The organism is Parabacteroides sp. Marseille-P3160, from assembly GCF_900162725.1.
GTDB lineage: Bacteria > Bacteroidota > Bacteroidia > Bacteroidales > Tannerellaceae > Marseille-P3160.
In genome coordinates, this window is sequence record NZ_LT799418.1 from 4,219,063 (window position 1) to 4,243,661 (window position 24,599).

Genomic DNA, 24,599 nt, shown 5'->3' on the forward strand with positions numbered 1-24,599 from the left:
ATTTTTGTATCATAAAAGGTTAACAAATTACTTCTGTCACAATGTTTGGCCGCAAGGTAGCAGAAGCGTTAATTTTTTTAGAAATCCGGGGGTGTATCGTTCCGGTACACCCTCTCTTTTAAGGCTAACTACGGTATTTCTTCATAGGCTCATCTTTATGTGTTTTTCAATCACCAATTATTAATTGTTAATTATTCTATATAATAGACTCCTTTAGTTTCTTTAAATCGTATCGGCAGACTTTTCGAGACTACGTGCAATACCTCTTCAATGGACTGCTTCTCATCGAAGGAACCGGAAACAACAAGCGACGGATCCAGTAAATCCCGATTCTTAATGACAATCTTTACCTGGTAATATTCCGACAATTTAACTACCAACTGACTCAGTGGTATTGATTTATATCTTATTACGCCGTCTTTCCAAGCGGTTTCTTCCTCCGGATCAATGAAACGGACATCAATGAGGTTGGAAGAGCGGGTAAAGTTCAGTTTTTGATTGGGTACCAGTATCACTTGCTGTTCCGGGCTCTCAAAACGGATGGAGCCGGTCAGCAAGGTCGCGGTTATCTGGTCGCAATCCCGATTCCCTTTGGCAAGGAAAGTTGTTCCCAATACGCTGATTTTGGCATCCCCGAAATTGACTTCAAAGGGCAGTTCCGGATTTTTGACGACTTCGAAATAAGCTTCTCCTTCCAATTCTACCGAACGTATTTTCTCTCCGTACCGGTCGGAATAAACCAGCCGGCTGTTCTTATTCAGGATCACCTTGGTGCTGTCTTCCAGATAAAATTCGGATTTTGAGTCTCCCGACAAATAAGTATAATAGACGGAAGAAGCGTTCCGATGCTGGTAGTAAATAGACAAAGAAATGGAAAAGAGGAGCGCCACGGCAGCGGCAAGAGGCAAAATCCATTGTCTCATTTTCCTCCGTTTACGCTCTTTTCCGGTCTTTTGGATTTCCTGTATGACTCTATCCGCCGAAGCTTCAGGAAGGAAAATATGGCTAAAGGAAACTTCCGCTTCCCAATAGTTCTTGAAAAGGGCAAATTCGTCCTGGTTCTTTGGGCTCTCATTCAGCCAACGGCTTAATGAAAAGTAATCCTCCGAAGAGGCTTCTCCACTCAAAACCCGGGCGATAACCTGGTCGATATTTTCCGTATTATTATTCATTCTTCCTATTTCTATCTACATAGACGCAAAAAATTGAAATACCCCTTAGCCCGGATGGAAATTTATTTTTCTATTCTTTCGAAAGACAAACATTCACGTAATTTCCTTACGGCAGTTGTGATATGAGCCTCCACCGTTTTGACCGAGATATTTAATATTTGGCCGACATCCTTGTATTTCATCTTTTCTTCACGAACCAATTGAAAGGCTATTTTGCATTTTGTCGGCAGCGAATTGATGGCCGCATTCAACCGTTCGATACTTTCTTTTGAGATCAATTCTTCCTCCGGCGTTGTTTCCGTATACAGAAAGGAATCGAAGGATTCTTCCATACCAAAATCTTCCGCATGAAGGGTTCTCAGATAACTTATCGCCTTATTCCGCGCAATCGTGTAGAGGTAAGCATCGAAATTAGTGATCTCGAACAATGATTTCCGGTTTTCCCATAGAGAGAGAAAGGCATCGGAAACAATTTCTTCGGCTTCCTGCGGCGTCGAAACATAAGGTATGACAAACCGCATCAACCTTTGGTAATAAGCGATGTAGACGGATTTGAAAGCCGCCTGGGAATCCGACTGCGCAATCTCACGAATCCATAATAATATATTGTCCGGCAATTTTTTCAATGCAGAGTATTTATCTCCCTATTTATATAAAGACGCAAATATATGTAAAATACCCTTAGCCGGAGATACGAAAAAAAGCAAGTTCAGGATTGCAAATGGGTACAATCGAATGTGTGATTTGCACATTGACTTTTGAGTGTTACAACATACTGATTTTATTTGTTTTGCATAGAATTTTTAATTTTCGCTGGCCAGGCGAAGATCTTTTACCCATCAGACGAAGATCTTTTACTCACCAGGTGAAGATCTTTTACCGGCCGGTGAAAATTAAATTGTCGCTACCGGTTAAACAAAAAGGCACTGCCACGATCCTGTTTTGCCTATGCCTTGGCATGAAAAAGAAGGTATAGTAAAATTTTACGTCGAGCAGTAGAACGTGAAAAAACTCCTTCTTCTTCTTTTTAGAAACTGAATTCGAAACGGAGGCGGAGGCCGCTGTTGGAAGCATCGGCATGATCGCGGTAGGATAGACGCAAGATATAATCCAGACGCAAGATCTTAAATATATTATTAATGCCGAAACCTAACTCCATATAAGGCTCATTGCCCATACTGTAAGTGGTTTCGGGGAAAAGGAACAGACCTTCATGCCCCATTGCCGGATTGTTCTTGTCACTGAGATCGGCATAGAAGCCTTTGAAGGTAACCACTTCCCTCCATTGCAGTTTCTTTAGCAAAGGGATACGATTGAGTATAAGTCCATTCATATAATAGGTAAGATCCCACGACATATACTGGTCGTTGATAAACTCCATCGGATTCAACAAGGCATAGGATTCCAATTGGATCGTATAAGAGAGGTTGGCATTAGGTATGATCAGCATCGGGAAAGGCGCCTTATCCCAAACTTTACCAGCTTTAGCGACTCCGTCGATATATCCGAAAGCGGAAAGCCAGAAACGTTTGTTGATGCTCAGGTCGGTACGGTTGAAGCTGAAGTCCGAACCCAGGATCCCTTTTCTTGCAAATACATGATTCAGCGCGATCACCGGTGCGTCGAACGTAATCGGGTAACGGTAGTTACGCGTCTGATAGAATTTCTCATTCGGCGCCCAGCGCAAATTCAGTTCCAATTCGGCCGAGGAATAATCCTTGACCGGCAAAACGGAACCGTCCGCCTGTATCTGTTTGAAAGAGACATATTCAGTTCCCATTTCATTCTGATGACGCAACGTGGCGGCATAGGACCATCCGCTATAATATTCCCGCTTATAACTCAGTTCCGCTTTGCGCAGGTAAGTCATCAGGTTGTTTTCCTTCCGTTTCAAAGCCAGGAAGATATTATCGGCATTCGTATACAGGTATTGCTGCCCCAATTGATTGACATCATAGCTGTATTCCGCCCGGATCGAATGGACGGGGAATTCTTTGCGGAACTTTTTCTTATCGACAAACGAATATTCCGCAAGGGCATCGTATTTTAGCCTCCGGTCTTTCGTCCCGTAAGCCATATAGCCATCCAGAAACAGCCTGGGACTGAATTTGGTCGTAGTCGCTCCTCCGGCACGCAGACGGACGCCTTCGACCGTATTGCCGCTGACCGTTGTATTCATCGGTCCGAACTCGAAGGGACCTCCCTCATCCGAAGTCTGAATATAACCCGAGATCAACGTGGAAAGCACTTTTTCCGTCCAATAGAAAAACGGAACAGAGCGGACTTGGGCCATCAACGACTCCACCGAACGTTGTTTCGGCACTCCTTCCCCGTCCTTGTATTGCGCCCAGAAATCCTCCGGTTTCCGGCGGGCATCAGCCAGTTCTATACTGGGAGCGCTTTCGTTAAAGACGGTCGCGTCTTGCGGAAGGTCAAAAGAATGGTTCCGGTAGCTGACAATCCGGTGGGCAAAAAGGCCTTTCGACTTGGAAGTAAGCTTAAACTCGACCGCGATATCATCTTTCGTCAACAGCCGCAAACCTTCGGGGCTACGTTCATATTCCTGAATAATCCTCATCCGGTCGACAAAATTCAAATTAATTTCATAGGGAATATTCAACTCGATACGCTTCAGGAAATTAACGGAGTCATGAGTAAAATACAAATGACCGGTAAAGCCGAAGCCCTCCGAGGTAAAGGGTACAAAACCCAGATCGATGCATTCCTCTCCGTTGACAACAAGGGTATCCATCAGATAATACTTATAAAACAGGGGCCCTATCGATGATAGCGGACTGACGAACCGCTGCAGGAACAAGGGCACATCATTCTGGAAGACATCCACTTCTTTGAATACCTCGTCAAGGAATTGCTTGACTCCCTCTTCGGTCAGCATCTCGTCAATCCCGGCGTTCTTCATGCCTTTGACCACCCGCTTTTCCCGTAAAGGCGATTTACGGTAATAGACGTCCGCCACCTGCTCCTTATGGGATATGGGCAGGATCGGCTTCCCCGTGATCGAGGAGGTATCGACAAAATCGGACAAGGAGCCTAACTGCCGGTATAGCCAACTGCCTTCCCGTGCATCGGAATAGTCGTTTAAACCGATTAGGATATCCTCATACTGCTCATATGAATAATACTCCTTGTTTCTCGGATTATCCCGGTCGCGCGAATCGATGATCTTTTTCACGAAAGCCACAGCCGGATTATCTTTCCGGGAGTATTTCTCTTTTCCCGGTTTCACAATCGTCTCCTTCAGTTCATAGCTGGTAGGCAACATGGAAATAGAGATCCGGTTTGTCCGCCCCAAGTTCAATTTCATCACATAAGGTTGGTAACCGAGTGTCGTGACCATTAAGGAATCACTGCCCTCGGGAACCCTTAGTACAAAATTTCCGGCTTCGTCTGTAGTCGTTCCTAACACCGTACCTTTAATAGATACGGATGCATAAGAGAGTCTTTCTTGGGTTAGGGAATCTATTACAGATCCTTCTATTCGGATCAAATTTTGCGCTCTGACTTTACCTACAGAAACAGAAAACAGAAATAATATAGTAACAAGCAAGAAAAACAATCTTTCTCGTCTCATGTATTTTCTTTTATAATCTGTGCCTTTAAGACGATACAAATATCTGTTTATTTCCTCAAATAAAAAAGCACGCTTTTCCCACAGGCTACTCTAAAGATTATTTAGCCCCGAAACATTAACAGAATCCAACAAAATATAGTAATTTTACCTAAAACTATAGATTTAATAACCATAGAGACTCATTGCTATCATGTACTTTTGTTCAATTTATTTTTAGAGATTAAATTATGGAAAAAATGGAAATTAAAGAGGCCAAGGGGAAATTAGGCATCCTCGTCGTAGGTGTCGGTGGAGCTGTTTCTTCTACATTTATTGCGGGTACGTTAGCCGTCCGCAAAGGTCAGGGTAAACCGATCGGTTCAATCACACAATTGGCAACGATACGTTTAGGAAAACGAAATGAAAACCGCTTCCCAAAAATAAAAGATGTCGTTCCTCTTGCGGATTTAAAGGATCTGGAATTCGGAGGCTGGGATATCTTCCCTGAAGATATTTATCAGGCGGCCATGCATGCCGAAGTATTAAAGAAGGAAGACCTGGATAAGGTAAAAGACGAACTGGAAGCTATCCGCCCGTTTACCGGCGTATTTGACCAGGAATATGTGAAACGCCTGCACGGTACGCATGTCAAGAAGGGAAAAACCCGCTGGGATTTGGTTGAAGAAGTTCGCGAAGATATCCGGAAGTTCAAGGAAGAAAAGCACTGCGAGCGCATCGTGGTCATGTGGGCTGCCAGTACGGAGGTCTATATCCCCATGAGCGAAGAGCATAAAGGCCTCTCCGTCTTTGAAAAGGCCCTGAAAGAAAACAATACGGCTGTGATCTCTCCCAGCATGTGCTACGCGTATGCTGCGTTAGCAGAAGGATGCCCGTTTATCATGGGAGCGCCGAATTTATGCGTGGATATCCCGGCCATGTGGGAATTTGCCGCACAGAAAAAGGTTCCGATCTGCGGTAAGGATTACAAGACCGGACAGACGATGCTGAAGACCGTCCTGGCGCCGATGTTGAAAACACGTATGCTGGGATTGAGCGGCTGGTTTTCCACCAACATCCTCGGAAACCGCGATGGGGAAGTCCTGGACGATCCGGGATCTTTCAAAACCAAGGAAGTAAGCAAACTGTCTGTTATCGATACGATCCTGCAACCCGAACTTTATCCCGATCTCTACGGCGACGTTTACCATAAGGTGCGCATCAACTATTATCCTCCGCGCAAAGACAATAAAGAGGGCTGGGATAATATCGACCTGTTCGGCTGGTTAGGCTATCCGATGCAGTTGAAAGTCGATTTCCTGTGCCGTGATTCCATCCTGGCGGCGCCCTTATGCCTGGACCTGGTGTTGTTTGCCGATTTGGCGGCACGCTGCGGATTTTCCGGCATCCAAACCTGGCTGTCATTCTATTTCAAGAGTCCGATGCACGATTTCGAGACGATTCCGGAACATGATCTCTTTATCCAATACTCGAAACTGAAGAATACCCTTCGTACGATTATTGGAGAAAAGACTATCGACCACATGGAATAATTGTTACACCTCGGTTAAATATCCGTTACAAAAAAAGACGCTGATAAAGATAGATATTGTATCTTTGTCTTGCCTTTTTATCCAAGAATGATCAAGGGCAGGCATGGAAATCCAGTAAAAAGATTCTCCATGCCCGTTTTATTATTACATAAATATGGATTATGCAATTATCGCAGCCGGAGAAGGATCCAGGCTGATACAAGAGGGAGTAAAACGGCCGAAACCGCTGGTCAGGCTGAATGGAGTTGCGTTGATCGACCGGTTGATCGACCTTTTTCTGGCGAATGACGCGACTTCCATCAACGTCATTGTAAATGAAGAGATGAAAGAAGTGCAGGCTCATCTGAACGAAAAGACCGTACCGGTCCCGTTTCATCTCCATATCAAATCGACCCCTAGCTCCATGCATAGTTTTTATGAATTGGCATCTTATCTGAAAGGAGACCGTTTTTGCCTGACAACCGTGGATACGGTTTTTAAGGAAGAGGAATTCACTTCCTATATCCAATCTTTTATTTCATCAAAGGAAGACGGCCTGTTGGCTGTTACCGATTTCATAGATGACGAAAAGCCCTTATATATTGATATCGATTCCGAGGGATTCATCCGCCAATTTTCAGACCTTCCCATCGAGGGAAGTCCTTACGTATCGGGAGGGATTTACGGTTTGCGGCGTTCCGCCTTGCCTATATTGAAACAAGCAATAGAAAGCGGCGTATCCCGTATGCGCAACTACCAGCGGCTTTTGATAGAAAACGGATTGAAGCTCAAAGCCTATCCTTTCAAAAAGATTTTGGATGTGGATCATGCGGAAGATATTGAAAAAGCGGCCTCCTTTTTAAGAACAGAAACATGAACAAAATAACAATTGCCGGGATTCGGAGAGGAAATATATTTTCGCCTAATCATATCGGTAACGATGAGATGGTTTTCTCCTTAACAGCAATGCATTTGCGCGCCCGCGGCTGTACGGTCAATGAATATTCGGAAAGGGAATTCTTTGAAAAGGAAACAGAAGAACCTTTCCTGTTTAACATGGTGCGGGATACCTACTCCGTCAAAAAGCTCCAGCATCTGGAAGATGAAGGACGGATTGTGATCAATTCGGGCTATGGCATCGAAAACTGCACGCGCGAGAAGATGACCCGTCTTCTGATAAGCCATCAGGAACCGTCACCGGTCAGCCTGATTGTCAAGACTTCCTCCGATCCGGTACCGGAGCTGGAAGAGTTGGGCATCACGAATTGCTGGATTAAAAGAGGCGATTTCCATGCCATCCACAGGGAAGACGTAACCTATGTCCGTAATCATGACGAAGTAAAAGGAATACTGAAGGAGTATGCGATCCGCGGGATCAAAACAGCCGTCATCAATGAACATTTAATAGGAGACCTTGTTAAATTCTATGGGGTTGCCGACACGGATTTCTTTTATTGGTTTTATCCGTCCAGCATCAACTACAGTAAATTCGGGATGGAACAAATCAATGGAAACGCCCAAGGCTTTACGTTCGATCTTCACCAACTGAAACGGTTATGCAAGGAGATATCGGAACTTTTGAACGTCAAAATTTACGGAGGAGATTGCATTATTTCGAGCGACGGTTCCATCCGGATTATCGACTTCAACGACTGGCCCAGTTTCGCTCCTTGTCGAGAGGTGGCCGCCCCTAAAATAGCCGAATGTATTTATAACTCAATCATGAAGTAATGAAAAAAACATCCGAAAAAGCGACTTTGGAGTCCACACTCAAATCACTCGACACGGAAGAATTTATCGATATTCATTTTTACCGTCCACTGGGCTTCCGGTGGGCCTTGTTCTTTAATAAGCTCAACATTTCTCCCAATGCGGTTACCATCGCTTCGATCTTTATCGGCATTGCTGCGGGAATCTGCTTTTACTTTCAAAGCTTGCCGGTCAATATCCTGGGGATGTTCCTATTGGTTTGGGCCAATACCTACGATAGTGCAGACGGACAACTAGCCCGGATGACCGGAAAGAAAAGCCAACTCGGAAGGATACTGGACGGCGCTTGCGGCGATCTTTGGTTTATTTCGATCTACGCCGCCATCTGTCTGCGCCTGACGCCCGAATGGGGAATCTGGATCTGGGCGCTCGCCGCCGTCACCGGTTTCTTTCATAGCAAACAAGCGTCCATGGCGGATTATTACCGGAATGTCCACCTGCTTTTCCTGAAGGGAAAATCAGGAAGTGAGCTGGCTCATACGGCGCAGCTTAAGGAAAACTATAAGCGGTTGAGTTGGAAAAAGAACTTTATCTACAAATTATTCGAGGCCTTTTATCTCAATTACACCAAAGGACAGGAGGACACATCACCTCAATTGCAAAAAATGTTGCATCTATTGAAAAAGGATTACGGAGGCAATGCTCCCGAATGGTTCCGTATCCAGTTCCGGGAGAAGAGTTTGCCGTTGATGAAATACACCAACATGCTTTCATTCAATACCCGTATTATCGTTTTATTCATTAGCCTATTGATAAATATTCCCTGGGTTTATTTTGTTTTCGAACTTACGGTATTGAATATAATGCTTCTCTATATGATTGTTCGCCACGAACAAATTTGCGCAAAATTCAGTTTTATTCTTGAAGAAGCAAACCATCTGAAAACATGTTCAAATTAGAAAAAGTAAAAGGAATACTATTCGATTATGGAGGGACCATCGACAGCAATGGACGGCACTGGTCCGAAGTGATTTGGGAAGGCTACCAAAACTTCCACGTACCGGTGGATAAGGAGAACTTCCGCGAGGCTTATGTCTTTGCCGAACAGACAATGGGTAAGAGCTTACTTGTCCTGCCCGAACATAATTTCCTAAACATGATGGAGATCAAAATCGATCTCCAGATGATGTGGCTATTGGAACAAGGATTCCTGAAAGACAAGATACAGGCCAAGAAAAATGCAATGGCGATCTCCTTCTGGTGCTATGGCTATGCCAAACATACGGCAACAACTGCCCGCCCCATTATTGAGAAGCTTTGCGAGCGCTATCCGCTTGTCCTGGTTTCGAATTTCTATGGCAATATATCAACCGTACTGAAGGATTTTGAGTTGGATTCTTTTTTCCCATGGATTATCGAATCCGCAGTGATAGGCATTCGTAAGCCGGATCCGGCTATTTTCAGGTTAGGGGTAGAAAAATTGCAACTCCCCGTCGATAGGATTGCCGTGATCGGTGACTCCTACTCCAAAGATATTGTTCCTGCCGCTTCGTTGGGATGCCAGACCATCTGGCTGAAAAATAAGGGATGGTGTGAATATAGCGGAAAAGAAACAGCCGATGCGGTAATTACGGACTTCTCCGCCCTGGAAGAATTATTCAAATTGTAGAGACAAACAATAAGATTGCCTCTACAATAGAGATAATCATTTTTGGTAAACGACAGAAGACCTGCCCATTACCCATTCATACTCTCGTGCATGGCAGCTGCCGCACGGCGTCCGTCTCCCATCGCAAGAATGACGGTCGCTCCACCGCGGACAATGTCGCCTCCGGCATAGACATCTTTTACGGCAGACCGCATCGTTTCCTTATTGACGACAATGGTTCCCCATTTCGTAATCTCCAATCCCTTAAACGAGCTTGGAATTAATGGATTGGGAGAAACGCCCACACTCACGATCACTTCGTCGACATCCAACGTATCAGTGGCCCCTTCGATAGGTTCCGGACGACGACGCCCGGATGCATCCGGTTCTCCCAACTGCATCTTTTGCAAGACCATTTGCTTCACACGGCCTCTCTCATCTCCAATATATTTGATCGGATTGTGTAAGGTCAAGAACTCAATGCCCTCTTCTTTCGCATGCTTTACCTCTTCCAGACGAGCAGGCATCTCCTCTTCGCTACGGCGATAAACGATAACGGCCCGTTCGGCTCCCAGGCGCTTAGCAGTACGAACCGAATCCATAGCCGTGTTCCCGCCTCCGATAACGGCGACTTTTTTCCCCGGCAAGACCGGCGTATCGCTTTCCGGATTGGAAGCGTCCATCAGGTTAACTCGTGTCAGGTATTCGTTGGACGACATTACCCCGATCAGATTCTCTCCTTCGATATTCATAAAGTTAGGTAATCCGGCTCCACTGGCTACAAAGATCCCTTTAAATTCATCCTGATGCAAATCATCATAACTGATCGTCTTGCCGACAATGCAATCCTTGACAAACTCGACACCCATTTTCCGCAAACTTTCAATCTCCACATCCACAATCCGGTTCGGCAAACGGAATTCGGGGATTCCGTATTTCAGTACGCCCCCTATCTCATGCAGTGCCTCAAAGACCGTTACGGAATAACCGAACTTGGCCATTTCGCCGGCAAACGAAAGTCCGGCGGGACCTGAACCGACCACAGCAATCTTAATGCCGTTGTGGTGGCTGATCTCCGGTATGGAAATCTGTCCGCTTTCCTGCTCATAATCGGCGGCAAAACGCTCCAGATAACCGATAGCTACCGCCTCTTTCTTGCTTTTCAGATAAATACATTCCGCTTCACACTGCTTTTCCTGCGGACAGACCCGTCCGCAAACCGCCGGAAGGGCGCTTGTCTCTTTCAAGACCTTAGCCGCCTCCAAAAACTCTCCACGTTCGATGTTCTTAATAAAACTGGGTATATTGATACTGACCGGACAGCCATTCATGCAAGTAGGTTTCGGACAATCCAGGCAACGCTTCGCTTCCAACAAAGCCTCCTCTTGAGTCAGCCCGAGATTCACCTCCTCTTTTAACTCATGATTCCGCGTATTGGGATCCAATTCACGCATTTTCACCCGCGGGATGACCATACGGTCTTTGTTTTTCAGGCTCTTGCGCAACTCCTCCCTCCAAGGTTCTGCGCGGCGGGCAGTTATAATTTCTTCTATCGTCATGGCATTTTATACTTTTATTATTTTTCCACTTCCTTGTAGGCTCCCAAACGCATGATCATTTCATCAAAATCAACCTGGTGAGCGTCAAACTCAGGACCATCAACACAAACGAACTTGGTTTTACCCCCGACTGTTACCCGACAGGCACCGCACATCCCCGTACCGTCTACCATGATTGTATTCAAAGAAGCCATTGTCGGTATATTATATTTTTTGGTCAGTAACGAAACGAATTTCATCATGATTGCCGGGCCGATCGTAACACAGAGATTCACCGGTTCCCGTAAGATCACACTTTCCACTCCGTTCGTTACCAGTCCCTTCGTACCGTAAGAACCGTCGTCCGTCATGACAATGACTTCGTCCGAGTTTGCTTTCATCTGGTCTTCCAGGATAATCAGGTCTTTGGTGCGCGCCGCCAGAACGACGATCACCCGGTTGCCCGCCTTATGGAAGGCTTCTACTATCGGCAACAGAGGAGCTACCCCGACACCGCCACCGGCGCAGACTATCGTCCCGACCTTCTCGATATGCGTGGCTTGCCCTAACGGTCCGACAAGGTCAGTTATATAATCCCCTTCATTTAAAGCACAAAGTTTTTTGGAAGATTTCCCGACCGCCTGGATAACAAGGGTAATTGTTCCTTTCTGAGGATCCGCACTTGCAATGGTCAAAGGGATACGTTCTCCCTTTTCCCCTACTCTCAAAATAATAAAATGCCCGGCTTTACGCGAACGGGCAATTAACGGAGCCTCGACTTCGAAGGAAACGACATTAGCCGAGAAATACTCTTTCTTTACAATTTTATTCATTTAATTATATAGAATGATAAGAGTGACACTATTAAGTTGACAAATATAAAAAAAGAAAGACAGCAATCTATACGGGAGGATGTTAATATTATTCAAACAAGCTATTATCACGCACCAGCATTAAAATCGCTGCATGAGGCACAATAAAGTATTTTTCCCCGTTGAACTGTATTTCGATCGCCGAACTTTGAAGGAAGATAGCCAAATCACCCTCATGCGCCTGCAAAGGCAGATAGTGGATCTCTTCGTCTTTCTTCTTCCAGACTTCCGTCTCATCGGTTTGTGACGGCAACGGATAACCCGGACCGGCTTTAATAATATAACCCGCCTGGACCTTCTCCCCCTCCTGTACGGAAGGAGGCAGGTATAATCCAGTCTTTGTTTGTGCTTGCGGATTTTTCGGCTTAATTAAGACCTTATCCCCAACCATCAGCAATGTATCCAAACTTTCTTGTTCCAATGAGAGTTCCATAGTCATGTAATACCAATCGTAAATTATTGCAATGGGGCAAAGATACAAAAAAAGATTCTTGTTTTACAGGATGATCCGATAGCCCCGAAAACGCTGTCCACCCGTATTCCGTTAAATAAAGAAAGCCCGTAATACCTGGTATACGGCAATCAGTTATAAAAGACAGGTATTTTTATTACATTTGCATGAAGAATTTAATGACGATATGTATGAGAATAAATTACCTGATTCTTTTGGGAGGCCTGATAATGCTCAATAGCTGCCAGACAAAAAGTCCGCTTTCCTACCCGGAAACGGCAAAAGACAACACCATAGATACTTATTTCGGCACGGAAGTGCCTGACCCATACCGCTGGCTGGAAAACGACACCTCGAAAGCGACCGCCGCCTGGGTAGAGGAGCAGAATGCCGTTACATTCGACTACCTCGGCAAGATCCCTTTCCGCGGGGCACTGAAAAAAAAGCTGACCGAACTGACCGATTACGAAAAATACAGTTCTCCCTTCAAGAAAAACGGGAAATACTATTTCTTCAAAAACGACGGCCTGCAGAACCAGAGCGTCCTTTATGTCCAGGAGACGCTGGACGCCGAAGCGAAGGTCGTCCTCGACCCGAACAAACTATCGGATGATGGAACGGTAGCCCTCAGCGGCATCTCTTTTTCAAAAAACGGCAAGTACCTGGCCTACATCATTTCGCGGAGCGGATCCGACTGGAGGGAAATCTACGTGTTGGACTTGGCGACCGGCCAATTGCTCGAAGACAAGATCGAATGGGCAAAATTCTCCGGAGCCGACTGGAAAGGCGACGGCTTCTATTATAGCGCCTATAATGCACCGGTAGCCGGCAAGGAGTTCTCCAACGTGAATGAGAATCACAAGATTTATTATCACAAGATAGGAGAACCGCAGTCGAAAGACCGTCTGGTTTACCAAAACCCCAAGTATCCGAAGCGTTTTTATACCGCCGGAGTCAGTGAAGACGAACGATTCCTCTTCATCTTTGAATCCGGTGACGGACGTGGGAATGCCCTGTACCTCCAAGACCTGACCAAAGCGAATCCCCCGGTCGTGCAGATTGCCGACAATATGGACTACATCTATTCCCCGGTCGAAGTGGTTGGCAACCGCCTGTTGATATATACTAACGACGGAGCGCCGAAGTATAAAATCATGGAAACCCCGACAGCCGTCCCTCAGCAGAAAAACTGGAAAGTTTTGGTTCCGGAAATGGAGAATGTGCTCTCCAATGCCTCGCTGATTGGCAACAAGTTAGTTCTCACTTATGATAAAGACGCCTCGAACCATCCCTACCTTTACGACCTCAATGGGAAAGAATTGGGAGAAATCAAACTGCCGTCCTTAGGTTCCGTCGGCTTCAGCGGAGAGCCGGACGACACGGAGGCCTTCTTCACCTTTACCTCCTTCACCTTCCCGCCGACGATCTACCGCTACGATGTGGAGAAGAATGCGTCGGAAGAATACCGGGCGCCGAAAGTACAGTTCAACCCGGCCGACTTCGAGACCAAGCAGGTTTTCTACACCGGCAAAGACGGCGCCAAAGTTCCGATGTTTCTCGTCTATAAAAAGGGACTTCAGCGCAATGGAAAGAATCCGGTACTGCTTTACGGGTACGGCGGGTTTAATATCAGCCTGAACCCGGGCTTTTCCACCTCCCGCATTCCTTTCCTCGAAAGCGGCGGGATCTACGCCCAAGCCAATCTCCGGGGAGGAGGCGAATACGGGGAAGAGTGGCATATCGCCGGCACCAAGCTGCAGAAACAAAATGTATTCGACGACTTTATCGCCGCCGCAGAATATTTGATTTCGGAGAAATATACTTCTTCCGACAAACTGGCGATCATGGGCGGTTCGAACGGCGGATTACTGGTCGGCGCCTGCATGAACCAACGCCCGGAATTGTTCAAGGTAGCCATTCCACAGGTGGGAGTTATGGATATGCTTCGTTATCACAAATTTACGATCGGATGGAACTGGGCAAGCGATTATGGTACCAGCGAGGACAGCAAGGAAATGTTCGAATACCTGAAAAGCTATTCTCCGCTTCATACGCTGAAAGCGGGTACAGTTTATCCGGCTACCCTTGTGACGACTGCCGACCATGACGACCGGGTGGTTCCGGCTCACTCCTTCAAGTTCGCCGCCGCCCTGCAGGCCGCCAATGCGGGGACGAACCCGACACTCATCCGCATCGAGACCAAAGCCGGGCACGGGGCCGGTAAACCGATCTCCAAAGTTATCGACGAGCAGGCGGATATTTATTCGTTCATCTTCTATAACTTGGGAATGAAATGGAAAGATTAGCCAAGAGAATTCCAGCCTTGTGCTTTTAGTTCTACTTCTCCGCCGTCACGGCCGACGAGATAGTTTCCGAATTCGGGTTTGGTGATGCGCCCGACGACTTTCACGCCGGAAATCGCTTCCACCTGGTCGTGGCAGGTAAGCGGAACGGTGAACAGCAGTTCATAGTCTTCACCGCCGTTGAGGGCGACAGTTGCTACATTCAGGTTAAACTGTTCCGCCATGACCGCCGTCTGATAGTCTATCGGCAAACGGTCTTCATAAATGCGGCAGCCGACGCGGCTCTGCTCGGAGATATGCAGCAATTCGGAAGATAATCCGTCGGAAATATCCATCATCGCCGTCGGAATAATGCCGGCCTCATCCAGCGCCTCCACGATATCTTTCCGGGCCTCAGGCTTCAATTGGCGCTCCAGAAGATATTCTTTCCCGGAAAAGTCGGGCGTAAAATCCTTATCGTCCTTGAATACCGATTTCTCCCGTTCCAGCAATTGGAGTCCCATATAGGCCGCTCCGAGATCGCCGGAAACGCAGATAAGATCGGTATCCTGCGCTCCGTTGCGGTAGACGACCTTGCCCGGTTCCCCTTCTCCGATGCAGGTAACGCTGATCGAAAGCCCCGTCCGCGAGGCGGATGTATCCCCGCCGACCAGGTCGACACCGTAAATATCGCAGGCCAACTTCATCCCTTCATAAAACTCATCCAGGTCTTCTATGCTGAAACGCTTTGAAATGCCGAGTGAAATAGTCATTTGTTTCGGACGGCCGTTCATGGCGTAAATATCGGAGAAGTTGGCAACCGCCGACTTATACCCCAAATGTTTCAGCGGCACATAAACTAAATCGAAATGGATTCCTTCCAACAAAAGATCGGTCGTAACCAACACCAATTTATCCTTATAATCAAGTACGGCCGCATCATCCCCTACTCCTTTCAGGCTGCTTTCATTCTTCAGTCCGATCTTCCCGGTAAGGTGTTTGATCAGTCCGAATTCGCCTAAAGTGGCAATTTCTGTTCTTTGCATCATTTATTTTTCTATTATAAACCTTTAAACTTCTGATTGTTTCTCCGGGAAAGACTGTACATGCCGGAGAATAGCCATGTCAAAATCCGACGTTCTATCCAGATGGAAATCGATGGTAATCGGTAAGTAGTATAAAACGCGACGGTATTTCTCCGGCAAATATTTATTTTCTTTCAGGCGGGCGGCGTCTTTCTCCGTTACCAGCAGGATTTTATTCGAGCTGCCCATGGCATCGTATGCCTGTATGATTTTCTCTATATCCCTCTTATCGAAGGAATGATGATCTGCAAAATTCATCACCTTTACTTTCCGGGCCCTCTTCTTCACCTCCGCAACCAAAGGTAACGGATTCGCAATGCCGGAAACCAATAATACGGATTCCTCCTTCTGGATAGCGGCCTGTTTCCGTGGAACACATTCGTCCGGGAAGACGGGTTGCAACTTCTTGTAAGCAATCCGGGAAAAGAATAATTGTTGATGGGCGAATAGCGCCATGTTCTTTTCGATAATCCGGTATTCGATCGGTTTCAAATCCTTCTCGCACTTCGTCACCACGACTATATCTGTCCTTCGGATCGAAGAAGCAGGTTCACGTAGGAGTCCGACCGGGAACAAACGATCCTCATAGTAAAGACGGTGATAATCCGTCAACACGATATTCAGTGAAGGAGATACGTAACGATGCTGGAAGGCATCATCCAGAAGGATAACCTGCGGACGCCTCTCTTCCGGCAAAGCCAGTAACCTTTCGATCCCCCGCCTCCGGTTCGCATCGACCGCCACCAAGATATCCGGAAATTTTTGCCAGATCTGGAAAGGTTCGTCTCCCAGGTCGGGATACCGGCTCCCTTCGCCGGCAAGGATAAAGCCTTTCGACTTCCGTTTGTATCCCCTGCTCAGAACGGCTACCCGGTAGGATTTCTTTAATAATCGGATGAGATATTCCACATGGGGAGTCTTCCCCGTTCCCCCGACAGTCAGATTGCCAACGCATATCAGAGGAATGGGATAACTCTTGGAGGTAAGTATCCCCCAGTTAAAAAGCAAGTTTCGAAAGCCTACCCCAATGCCATACAAAAAGGCGACAGGGGCCAAACCTTCATTTAATCTGATCTCATTGTTCAATACTACAACTTCTTTTTATAACGGCTTCAGCGTATAAGGGATACGGGCCTGTATTCCTGTTGCGGATTTGGCCTTCTCCAACGTTTTAAAATATTCATATTCTTCACCCAATGTGTTTCTCAGGATCGAGAGTTTTACCTCATCGAATTGTTTTTCAAAAAGTTCCTGGAAGAAATCCTTGGTCGTGGTTACGGTCGACACTTCATAGTCCGAAACTTTAGCCAGCCCGGCAGCTACCTCGATCGCCTTGTCGATTCCACCCAGTTCGTCGACCAATCCTATCTTCTGCGCCTGCTCTCCTGTCCAGACGCGTCCCTGCCCGATGGCATCGATCGAGTCCTTGCTGATTCCCCTGCCGTCGGCACAACGGGCCAGGAAGATATCATAGGTTCTTTCCACGTAAGACTGGATCAAGGCCTTTTCGTCGTCCCGCATCGGACGGGTAGCATCTCCCAAATCGGCAAAGTGATTAGTCTTTACGACATCGGAAGTTATGTCCAATTTATCCAGCAAACCGGTTGCATTGGGGAATATACCGAACACGCCGATCGAACCGGTCAGCGTATTAGCCTCCGCCACGATCTTGCTGGCAGCGCAGGAGATGTAATATCCACCCGAAGCGGCGACATTACCCATCGAAACAACCACCGGCTTTACCTTCTTCAACTCGACGACCTGGTGCCAGATCTGGTCGGAGGTATAGGCGCTTCCTCCCGGCGAATTGACGCGGAAGACGACTGCTTTGACGGATTCGTCTTTCCTTAGTTTAATCAACTCCCTTGCCACCTTCTCCGTAATGGTCTGTTCGAAATCGTAAGGCGAACTGGATTCAACCGGTACGATTTCACCTTCGGCATATAAGATCGCAATTTTATCCGCGCTTTTCTTTTCATTGCTTCGGACGGTTTTCATCTTATCTACGCCCACCGTCTTTAGCTTATCGCCCGTCTGCCCGGCCTGTTCTTTTACATATTCTTCGACATCTGCCCGGTATTTCAATTCGTCGATCAGTCCGAATTCAATAGCGCGCTCCGGCTTGGCGAAAGTAAGGCCTTCATTGGCAAAACGATTGATTTCGGCGACTGAAACTTTGCGGCTTTCGGCCACACCCTTCACTATATTATCCCAGATACCACCGATATAGGAAGAAATCTGCTCCCGGTTGGCATCGCTTAACTTGTCCAACATGAACGGCTCGACGGCTCCTTTATAGGTTCCGACCTTAAAGACGAGCATATCGACGCCTATCTTTTTCAGAAAGCCTTTGTAAAAGATGGTCTGGGAGGCAATCCCGTTCAATTCGAGGATTCCCTGGGGATTCAGGAATACCTTGTCGGCAACCGAAGAAAGGAAATAGCTCCCCCTCGTAAAATTATCTCCGTATGCAATGACAAATTTGCCGCTTTCCTTAAAGTCGATTAAGGCGCGGCGGATAGATTCGAGACTTGCCGTCCCGGCAGAAAAGAATCCGGATTCAATGTAAATGCCTTTGACCACTTCATTCTCCTTCGCCACGCGGATGGAATACAGGATATCTTTCAAGGAATAAACTTTTTCATCCTTACCCATTAAAGCGGCAAACGGGTTATCCGTCGTTACATCCACAATTGTTCCTTCCAATTTCAGGTTAAGAACCGTTTCCTGCTTAGGAACATAGGTTGCACTCGAGGAGGAACTGATACTGGCCACCACACCTATCATAATAAAAATTAAGATAGCAACAAGAAGACCGATGGCGACAAAGACTCCCAATGCGGAGGCAAACATCATTTTAAAAAACTCTTTCATCTGCTTTTATCTATTTTAATTATAACCTACGGACATTAAAGATTTCGATTTCCACAAAATAATGAATAAAATTTGTAATAACAGCCAATAATCGGAAATTAAAACTAATTATCTTCCTATTTACCGGAAAAAACGAGCGACTGTCCGACCCGTTCTATTTCTTCATCCGAATAACAGACTTGCCTGAAGATATCCCGCACGATTTCCGGCGTCACCTTCCCAAAATCTTCCTGACGAGAAGTGATAAATAGCCCGCCCAGATCAGCTGCCCCCGGGCTGGACAGGAAACGCTCCTCCCCTTCGGCCGAATATTGCCAGGGGCGGTGCAGCTTCCGGGGAATCATGATGACAGTCCATTCGCCTTCCCTGTAGAGACCGATCAGGTTCATCATCGGTTCCGTTTCATCCGGGCGTATCTCCAAAGAGCGGTAAAGCAACCGGAAATAGGAGGCGGCCACCTCCGGTGTTTTCGCCTTGATTACAAATCCGTTGCGGAGGTAGTGCATATATTCCCAAAGACTCCCGGCCGGACATTCGGACAGCAGGCGCCCATGCGTCCGCACCTGCGAATCGATTTCATCATCAATAGGCATTTGCGAACGGGTTCCCGCCTGGAAATGAACATGGTCGGGCGCTGAGGCGCCACACTTGGGGCCGTTATAAAAAACGGTGTATCCGTCCAATTGCCTGATAAGCCGTAGAAAATCATTGAAGCGCGGCAAGATGGATTGCGGGGTATGCTGAAGGCTTGGTATCGTATAATGCCCGGTGAAGATCGGATACGGATTGCAGAGCAGCAGATAGCCGCCTCCCAAATCTAGCGTCTCCTGTTCTTCCGGTAAATTGGCGCGGCAAAGGAAACATTTACGCTCCCGGATGGAGCGGGGGTCGACCTTCGCGCCCGACGATACAATGCGGGAAGGATTGAATTGCACCCGGATACGGAAACCGTCCAGTTCAAAATCTTTCACCTTCACCTCTTCCAGCGCCTTGTAGTTCGTTGCGACCAAGGGCCAGGATAGCTTCTGCCTCTCCAGCAAGGCCGCTGCTGCGGCTGAATCGACTGCCGGAATCAAAGCGTTATCCTCTTTTCTTTCCATAGACACTTTTCATTAAAAAAAAAGCCATCCTTTGCAAAGATGGCTTTAAGGTTATGCCGTTGGGGCGGATTACAGTTTGTTTTCCGAGCCAAGAACGTTTTTAATTTTATGTATATAAAGAGCCTTTGCACTTTCGCGAGCCGGTCCCAGGTATTTACGGGGATCGAATTCAGCCGGTTTAGTTGCAAATACCTCACGGATCGCACCCGTCATAGCCAAACGGCTGTCGGAGTCGATATTAATCTTGCAAACGGCAGATTTAGCAGCCTTGCGCAATTCTTCTTCAGGAATACCAATAGCATCTTTTAATGCGCCGCCGTATTTGTTGATACGGGCAACTTCTTCCTGGGGTACGGAGGAGGAACCGTGTAATACGATAGGGAATCCGGGAAGTTCTTTTTCCACGCCTTCCAATACGTCGAAACGCAATGGAGGAGGAATGAGGATTCCATTCTTGTCACGGGTACATTGTTCCGGTTTGAACTTGTTTGCGCCGTGAGAAGTACCGATCGAAATAGCCAAAGAATCGCAACCTGTTTTTGTAACGAAGTCAACGACTTCTTCCGGACGGGTGTAGGTATGATGTTCTGCGCTTACTTCGTCTTCAACACCGGCCAAAACGCCTAATTCGCCTTCTACGGTTACATCGAACTGATGGGCGTATTCAACGACTTTCTTCGTCAAGGCAACGTTTTCATCATAAGGCAGATGGGAACCGTCGATCATAACGGAAGAGAAACCGGAATCCACACAAGATTTGCAAGTTTCAAAACTATCGCCATGATCCAAATGAAGAACGATCTGAGGGTTCGGGCAACCCAATTCCTTTGCATACTCTACTGCCCCCTGCGCCATATAACGCAACAAGGTAGCGTTGGCATATTGGCGAGCGCCTTTGGAGACCTGGAGGATTACCGGAGATTTTGTTTCGACGGCTGCCTGGATAATAGCTTGCATTTGCTCCATATTGTTAAAGTTGAAAGCAGGAATTGCATAGCCCCCCTTGATTGCCTTAGCAAACATTTCTCTCGTATTTACAAGGCCGAGTTCTTTATAACTAACCATTTTCTTTATGTTTATAAATTATAGATTAAAAACTTGCACAAAGATAACAACAATCCTCAAAACCAGATAATACCATGACATAAAAAACACAAAAGAAGGGTAAACGAAAAAAAATACGCTTTTCCATTGTTTATTTAACTCTTATCTATACCTTTGCAAGCCAAAACGTCGGTTACCAGAAAGAGAATAATAATTAAAAACAAAGATAAAGCAATGAAAAAGGGACTTCATCCGGAGAATTATCGTCCGGTCGTATTTAAGGATATGTCTAACGAGGATGTGTTTATCACCCGCTCTACGATCAATTCGAAAGAAACGATCGAATTAGACGGTGTCACCTATCCGTTGGTTAAACTTGAAATTTCCAGCACTTCCCACCCGTTCTACACAGGCAAGGCCAAATTGGTAGATACGGCAGGACGTGTCGACAAGTTCATGAACCGTTACGGCAACCGGAATAAGAAATAAGGATATCCGTGTGATATCCGGTCGATCCTAAAAAATAAAAGAAGGCGTCTGTTGCAGGCGCCTTTTTTTGTGCCGGTAAAGCCTGTTTTCTATCGCCCAATGACTACTAACAGACTTGAATCTAATAGTATAAATTGTTAGGCTCACCGAAATATATTTTTGACCCGGTTAAAAATATATCCAACAATTACCAAAAATATAATTGGATAGCAACCTTGTAAAATCTCCCAAATACCAATCGGGATCTTGGCACCTGAAAGCGTGAAAAAGAGAAGTGAATCTTCTTAAGGTAATTAGCAGAAAATCATTATTTGCTAGATAATTGAGTAATATATAACACTCCCAAATCGTACTCAATACGATCTATTTCCGACAATGTATATTTGCTTTTAAAATAGTCAGAATCCGTACTTGATAAGATCTTACCCCTGGACATGGGTGTTGTGGTTTTGACTATATTCGTCAGGACTGTTTTGCCCGATTCCACCCACTCTTCAACCATTTTCTCATCCTTGGGGTTGGGAGGATCAGTTGCCGCTATATTGTAAGTCGTATCCGGATAATAATACCTAAGTAAATTTGATGCTGTAACTTTATCTCTCAGGTAATAAAATTCGTTTGGATTTTTTGCGATATAATTTGCCATCGGAATATCCGAATTTATGACAAGAAACCGGTATGGAATCAAACCATAACCCATATTCCAGACAAACAGACCGATAGCCAGGTAAGAAATAAGCTTTGTCTTTACTTTGTATTTTGTAAAGATGAAAATAGACAAGGCAAATGGCAACATAGCCATAAATTCGGCATTCCCATCGGAAATAAATGCGAAAGCAAGCTGTAAAGTAAATATTAATAAATGAGTATTTGCATAATTGGTTGCCAACTTGTTTGTTTCATTCTTTCTGAAGGATTTGCGTATATTCAGCATAGCCATAACAAAACAAAAACAAGAAGAGATTAAACCGATAACAAAAACCGGATACTTTACGATTAAAGCGTATATATAACCGTGTACTTGCAAGAAAGTGCGAATAAAACTTATTGGCGTCATGTATAATGCAAGCATCTTTACTGCCAAATCCACATTCTGCTTGTTAAAATAATCGTAAAAAATATATTCTATAATCGTAGAACAGCCATTATCGGTAAGGCAAAAAACGAACAGATAGGTAACAGGCACGATTAAAGCGCCCAGGAAATAAAGGGAAAAAACCTTTGTCTTATTTGCTCCGGGCCTGGAAAAACAAAAAAATAGCAATCCCAGCCACCAAAAGAAATGTATTTGATGAAACAAACAGGCTATTGCAGCCAACATGGAAACATAAAAAACATTTTTCCCTTTCAGTGCTCCCCAGCTTGCCCATAGCGAAAAGAAAATAGGAATAATATAGGTTTCGTTATCGGTGGCAAAACGGGCAAACCCGTAGCATGATCCTAAAAACAGGATGATGAAAGTACAGGTCCTCTTGTCAGTGAACGAGAGTAGAATAAGTCGGGCGATAATTAAACATCCGACTGCAAACAAAGCGTTTACATGGCACATAAAAAGCAATGTGTTTTCGACATGTAATGCTTGTACCAGGACGAACCCCAGTGCACTATACAATAAGTGATGCGGCCTGAAAATGTCTATAGCATCTCTTAAATCACTTGCGTATGCCAACGAATCCATTGAATTGTTTGTTGAAAAGAGAAATAGATAAATGACGGCAAAGCAAAATATACAAACTATGCTAAGATCCCATCTCTGTTTGGATGTTTGATTCATATCACTCTATGAAATTTCTAAATCTACCGGCAAATGTACTATAAAAAGTAGAATGGCCGTGCCTTTACTAAATGGAATCCCAGACTTGCGATTCGAAAAAATATGCTGATATTTGTACCTCTTGCCGATTGAGAACCGGAATTGAACAAGAGGAGAAGATTTATAAACATAGAAGAAATGAAGCAATATAATTTTGACGAGGTTATCGAACGTCGCGGAACAGATTGCATTAAATATGATCTACTGAACGAACGGTACGGGAATGACCGGCTGATCCCTTTATGGGTGGCCGATATGGATTTCCGGACTCCTGATTTTATTATCGATGCGTTGAAAAAGCGCTGCGAACATCCGATTTTCGGGTATACTTACGGTTCGGATGCGTATTACGAGAGCATCATCGACTGGGTGGAGTATAAACATGAATGGAAGATACAAAGGCAATGGCTTACTTATATTCCCGGCATTGTCAAAGGAATCGCTTTCGCGGTGGAGCATTTCACCCAAAAAGGAGACAAAGTCATTATCCAGCCGCCTGTCTATCACCCTTTCCGGCTGGTTCCGAGCGGGCTGCAGCGTGAAGTGGTCTACAATCCGCTAAAGAGAGTGGACGGCATTTACCAAATGGACTTCGAGCAACTGGAGTCCGTCATCGACGAGAAGTGCAAAATCCTGATCCTGTGCAACCCTCACAATCCGGGCGGAATCGTCTGGCCAAAAGAGACGTTGGTACGGCTGGCGGAAATCTGCACCAAACATCATATCCTGGTTATTTCGGATGAGATTCATGCCGAACTGGTCTATCCGGGTTATACGCACCAACCGTTTGCAAGCGTTTCGGAAGAGGCGGCTTCTTGCAGCATCACCTTTATGGCGCCGAGCAAGACCTTCAATATCGCCGGGATCGTCAGTTCCTACGCCATCGTCCCCGACGAAACGATCCGAAGAACCTTCTACCGTTTCATGAGAGCGGGGGAATTCAATGATGGAACGATATTCGCCTATGCGGCTACGACAGCCGCTTATACGCAAGGCGCCGAATGGCTGAACCAATTACTGGCATACATCATCGGAAATATAGAGTTTGTCGATGGCTATCTGAAGAAAGAGATCCCTCAAATCAAGGCCTACCAACCCCATGCGTCCTTCCTGCTCTGGCTGGATTGCCGGGAATTGCGCCTTCCGCAAAAGGAACTGGTACGGCTCTTTGAAGATAAGGCCGGCCTGGCCCTTAACGACGGCGTCATGTTCGGAAAAGAAGGGGAAGGATATATGCGGATGAACGTGGGCTGCCCGCGGACTGTTCTCGCCCAAGCCCTGGACTCGCTGAAAAAGGCTCTGGATGGCCGGTAAGAGACGCGAAACAGACGCCGGATTCAATGAAACTAATCAGTCCCATAGATATTATATATCCGATTCCCCGGGAAATCTTGTTTTTTTATCTATTTTTGTACGACTAA

Annotated in this window: 20 protein-coding genes; 8 read left to right on the top strand and 12 right to left on the bottom strand. The window is 45.9% G+C overall.

What is annotated here, in order from left to right; translation table 11 throughout:
• Positions 1-191 precede the first annotated feature (191 nt).
• The 3 genes from BQ8014_RS17005 to BQ8014_RS17015 form a co-directional block, all read right to left on the bottom strand.
• On the bottom strand, positions 192-1,172 hold the full coding sequence (locus BQ8014_RS17005; RefSeq protein ID WP_080905397.1) for a FecR family protein: 981 nt from the start codon (positions 1,170-1,172) through the stop codon (positions 192-194).
• A gap of 62 nt (positions 1,173-1,234) precedes the next feature.
• Entirely contained in the window at positions 1,235-1,798 is a 564-nt protein-coding gene (locus BQ8014_RS17010) for an RNA polymerase sigma-70 factor (RefSeq protein ID WP_080905398.1), read from the bottom strand.
• Between the two features lie 401 nt (positions 1,799-2,199).
• Entirely contained in the window at positions 2,200-4,764 is a 2,565-nt protein-coding gene (locus BQ8014_RS17015) for a DUF5686 and carboxypeptidase-like regulatory domain-containing protein (protein ID WP_080906032.1), read from the bottom strand.
• Positions 4,765-4,991: 227 nt separating this feature from the next.
• Here BQ8014_RS17015 and BQ8014_RS17020 point away from each other — a divergent pair, with 227 nt between their 5' ends.
• The 5 genes from BQ8014_RS17020 (at position 4,992) to BQ8014_RS17040 (ending at position 9,651) form a co-directional block, all read left to right on the top strand.
• Positions 4,992-6,293 carry an inositol-3-phosphate synthase gene (locus BQ8014_RS17020; RefSeq protein ID WP_080905399.1) on the top strand — a complete coding sequence of 434 codons (1,302 nt, stop codon included), beginning with the start codon at positions 4,992-4,994 and terminating at the stop codon, positions 6,291-6,293.
• Between the two features lie 154 nt (positions 6,294-6,447).
• The gene (locus BQ8014_RS17025) at positions 6,448-7,149 is read left to right on the top strand and encodes a sugar phosphate nucleotidyltransferase (RefSeq protein WP_080905400.1); all 702 of its coding nucleotides are present in this window, start codon (positions 6,448-6,450) and stop codon (positions 7,147-7,149) included.
• Positions 7,146-8,003 carry an ATP-grasp domain-containing protein gene (locus BQ8014_RS17030; protein ID WP_080905401.1) on the top strand — a complete coding sequence of 286 codons (858 nt, stop codon included), beginning with the start codon at positions 7,146-7,148 and terminating at the stop codon, positions 8,001-8,003. The genes BQ8014_RS17025 and BQ8014_RS17030 overlap by 4 nt, the downstream gene beginning before the upstream one ends.
• On the top strand, positions 8,003-8,941 hold the full coding sequence (locus BQ8014_RS17035; protein WP_080905402.1) for a CDP-alcohol phosphatidyltransferase family protein: 939 nt from the start codon (positions 8,003-8,005) through the stop codon (positions 8,939-8,941). The genes BQ8014_RS17030 and BQ8014_RS17035 overlap by 1 nt, the downstream gene beginning before the upstream one ends.
• Entirely contained in the window at positions 8,929-9,651 is a 723-nt protein-coding gene (locus BQ8014_RS17040) for an HAD family hydrolase (protein ID WP_080905403.1), read from the top strand. The genes BQ8014_RS17035 and BQ8014_RS17040 overlap by 13 nt, the downstream gene beginning before the upstream one ends.
• Positions 9,652-9,719: 68 nt before the next feature.
• Here the strand turns inward: BQ8014_RS17040 and gltA are convergent, their stop codons facing one another.
• From gltA to BQ8014_RS17055, 3 genes are all read right to left on the bottom strand, one after another.
• Positions 9,720-11,189 (bottom strand): NADPH-dependent glutamate synthase, encoded by a 1,470-nt coding sequence (gltA, locus tag BQ8014_RS17045; RefSeq protein ID WP_080905404.1) that lies wholly within the window; start codon positions 11,187-11,189, stop codon positions 9,720-9,722.
• A 17-nt stretch (positions 11,190-11,206) separates the two neighbouring features.
• Positions 11,207-12,001: a sulfide/dihydroorotate dehydrogenase-like FAD/NAD-binding protein gene (locus tag BQ8014_RS17050; RefSeq protein WP_080905405.1), complete on the bottom strand. Its 795-nt coding sequence runs from the start codon at positions 11,999-12,001 to the stop codon at positions 11,207-11,209.
• 88 nt (positions 12,002-12,089) lie between these two features.
• Complete coding sequence (locus BQ8014_RS17055; protein ID WP_080906033.1) at positions 12,090-12,473, bottom strand: co-chaperone GroES; 384 nt, start codon at positions 12,471-12,473, stop codon at positions 12,090-12,092.
• Between the two features lie 248 nt (positions 12,474-12,721).
• On the opposite strand from BQ8014_RS17055, the gene BQ8014_RS17060 reads away from it, so the two are divergent.
• Positions 12,722-14,797 carry a prolyl oligopeptidase family serine peptidase gene (locus BQ8014_RS17060; RefSeq protein WP_080906034.1) on the top strand — a complete coding sequence of 692 codons (2,076 nt, stop codon included), beginning with the start codon at positions 12,722-12,724 and terminating at the stop codon, positions 14,795-14,797.
• Here the strand turns inward: BQ8014_RS17060 and thiL are convergent.
• The 5 genes from thiL to BQ8014_RS17085 form a co-directional block, all read right to left on the bottom strand.
• Positions 14,794-15,822: a thiamine-phosphate kinase gene (thiL, locus tag BQ8014_RS17065; protein ID WP_080905406.1), complete on the bottom strand. Its 1,029-nt coding sequence runs from the start codon at positions 15,820-15,822 to the stop codon at positions 14,794-14,796. The two genes, BQ8014_RS17060 and thiL, sit on opposite strands and share 4 nt — an antisense overlap.
• A gap of 21 nt (positions 15,823-15,843) precedes the next feature.
• On the bottom strand, positions 15,844-16,944 hold the full coding sequence (gene lpxK, locus BQ8014_RS17070; protein WP_080905407.1) for a tetraacyldisaccharide 4'-kinase: 1,101 nt from the start codon (positions 16,942-16,944) through the stop codon (positions 15,844-15,846).
• 15 nt (positions 16,945-16,959) lie between these two features.
• Positions 16,960-18,732, bottom strand: coding sequence for a signal peptide peptidase SppA (gene sppA / locus BQ8014_RS17075; protein ID WP_080905408.1), 1,773 nt, complete (start codon positions 18,730-18,732; stop codon positions 16,960-16,962).
• A gap of 116 nt (positions 18,733-18,848) precedes the next feature.
• A complete protein-coding gene (locus BQ8014_RS17080) occupies positions 18,849-19,832 on the bottom strand; it encodes a DUF4922 domain-containing protein (protein WP_080905409.1) in 984 nt (327 codons plus the stop codon).
• A gap of 69 nt (positions 19,833-19,901) precedes the next feature.
• Entirely contained in the window at positions 19,902-20,897 is a 996-nt protein-coding gene (locus BQ8014_RS17085; protein ID WP_080905410.1) for a class II fructose-bisphosphate aldolase, read from the bottom strand.
• Positions 20,898-21,110: 213 nt separating this feature from the next.
• Here BQ8014_RS17085 and BQ8014_RS17090 point away from each other — a divergent pair, with 213 nt between their 5' ends.
• The gene (locus BQ8014_RS17090; RefSeq protein ID WP_080906035.1) at positions 21,111-21,365 is read left to right on the top strand and encodes a type B 50S ribosomal protein L31; all 255 of its coding nucleotides are present in this window, start codon (positions 21,111-21,113) and stop codon (positions 21,363-21,365) included.
• 307 nt (positions 21,366-21,672) lie between these two features.
• On the opposite strand, the gene BQ8014_RS17095 is transcribed toward BQ8014_RS17090, so the two are convergent.
• Positions 21,673-23,043, bottom strand: a complete 1,371-nt coding sequence (locus tag BQ8014_RS17095; protein ID WP_080905411.1) for a hypothetical protein — start codon at positions 23,041-23,043, stop codon at positions 21,673-21,675.
• 273 nt (positions 23,044-23,316) lie between these two features.
• Here BQ8014_RS17095 and BQ8014_RS17100 point away from each other — a divergent pair, with 273 nt between their 5' ends.
• Entirely contained in the window at positions 23,317-24,492 is a 1,176-nt protein-coding gene (locus BQ8014_RS17100) for a MalY/PatB family protein (RefSeq protein WP_080905412.1), read from the top strand.
• Positions 24,493-24,599 lie beyond the last annotated feature (107 nt).

Excerpts from the sequence above, each read along its gene's own strand:
- BQ8014_RS17005 (WP_080905397.1), bottom strand. The coding sequence starts at position 1,172 with ATGAATAATAATACGGAAAATATCGACCAGGTTATCGCCCGGGTTTTG.
- BQ8014_RS17015 (WP_080906032.1), bottom strand. The coding sequence starts at position 4,764 with ATGAGACGAGAAAGATTGTTTTTCTTGCTTGTTACTATATTATTTCTG.
- BQ8014_RS17020 (WP_080905399.1), top strand. The coding sequence starts at position 4,992 with ATGGAAAAAATGGAAATTAAAGAGGCCAAGGGGAAATTAGGCATCCTC.
- BQ8014_RS17025 (WP_080905400.1), top strand. The coding sequence starts at position 6,448 with ATGGATTATGCAATTATCGCAGCCGGAGAAGGATCCAGGCTGATACAA.
- BQ8014_RS17030 (WP_080905401.1), top strand. The coding sequence starts at position 7,146 with ATGAACAAAATAACAATTGCCGGGATTCGGAGAGGAAATATATTTTCG.
- BQ8014_RS17035 (WP_080905402.1), top strand. The coding sequence starts at position 8,003 with ATGAAAAAAACATCCGAAAAAGCGACTTTGGAGTCCACACTCAAATCA.
- BQ8014_RS17040 (WP_080905403.1), top strand. The coding sequence starts at position 8,929 with ATGTTCAAATTAGAAAAAGTAAAAGGAATACTATTCGATTATGGAGGG.
- gltA (WP_080905404.1), bottom strand. The coding sequence starts at position 11,189 with ATGACGATAGAAGAAATTATAACTGCCCGCCGCGCAGAACCTTGGAGG.
- BQ8014_RS17050 (WP_080905405.1), bottom strand. The coding sequence starts at position 12,001 with ATGAATAAAATTGTAAAGAAAGAGTATTTCTCGGCTAATGTCGTTTCC.
- BQ8014_RS17055 (WP_080906033.1), bottom strand. The coding sequence starts at position 12,473 with ATGGAACTCTCATTGGAACAAGAAAGTTTGGATACATTGCTGATGGTT.
- BQ8014_RS17060 (WP_080906034.1), top strand. The coding sequence starts at position 12,722 with ATGCTCAATAGCTGCCAGACAAAAAGTCCGCTTTCCTACCCGGAAACG.
- thiL (WP_080905406.1), bottom strand. The coding sequence starts at position 15,822 with ATGATGCAAAGAACAGAAATTGCCACTTTAGGCGAATTCGGACTGATC.
- sppA (WP_080905408.1), bottom strand. The coding sequence starts at position 18,732 with ATGAAAGAGTTTTTTAAAATGATGTTTGCCTCCGCATTGGGAGTCTTT.
- BQ8014_RS17080 (WP_080905409.1), bottom strand. The coding sequence starts at position 19,832 with ATGGAAAGAAAAGAGGATAACGCTTTGATTCCGGCAGTCGATTCAGCC.
- BQ8014_RS17085 (WP_080905410.1), bottom strand. The coding sequence starts at position 20,897 with ATGGTTAGTTATAAAGAACTCGGCCTTGTAAATACGAGAGAAATGTTT.
- BQ8014_RS17090 (WP_080906035.1), top strand. The coding sequence starts at position 21,111 with ATGAAAAAGGGACTTCATCCGGAGAATTATCGTCCGGTCGTATTTAAG.
- BQ8014_RS17095 (WP_080905411.1), bottom strand. The coding sequence starts at position 23,043 with ATGGATTCGTTGGCATACGCAAGTGATTTAAGAGATGCTATAGACATT.
- BQ8014_RS17100 (WP_080905412.1), top strand. The coding sequence starts at position 23,317 with ATGAAGCAATATAATTTTGACGAGGTTATCGAACGTCGCGGAACAGAT.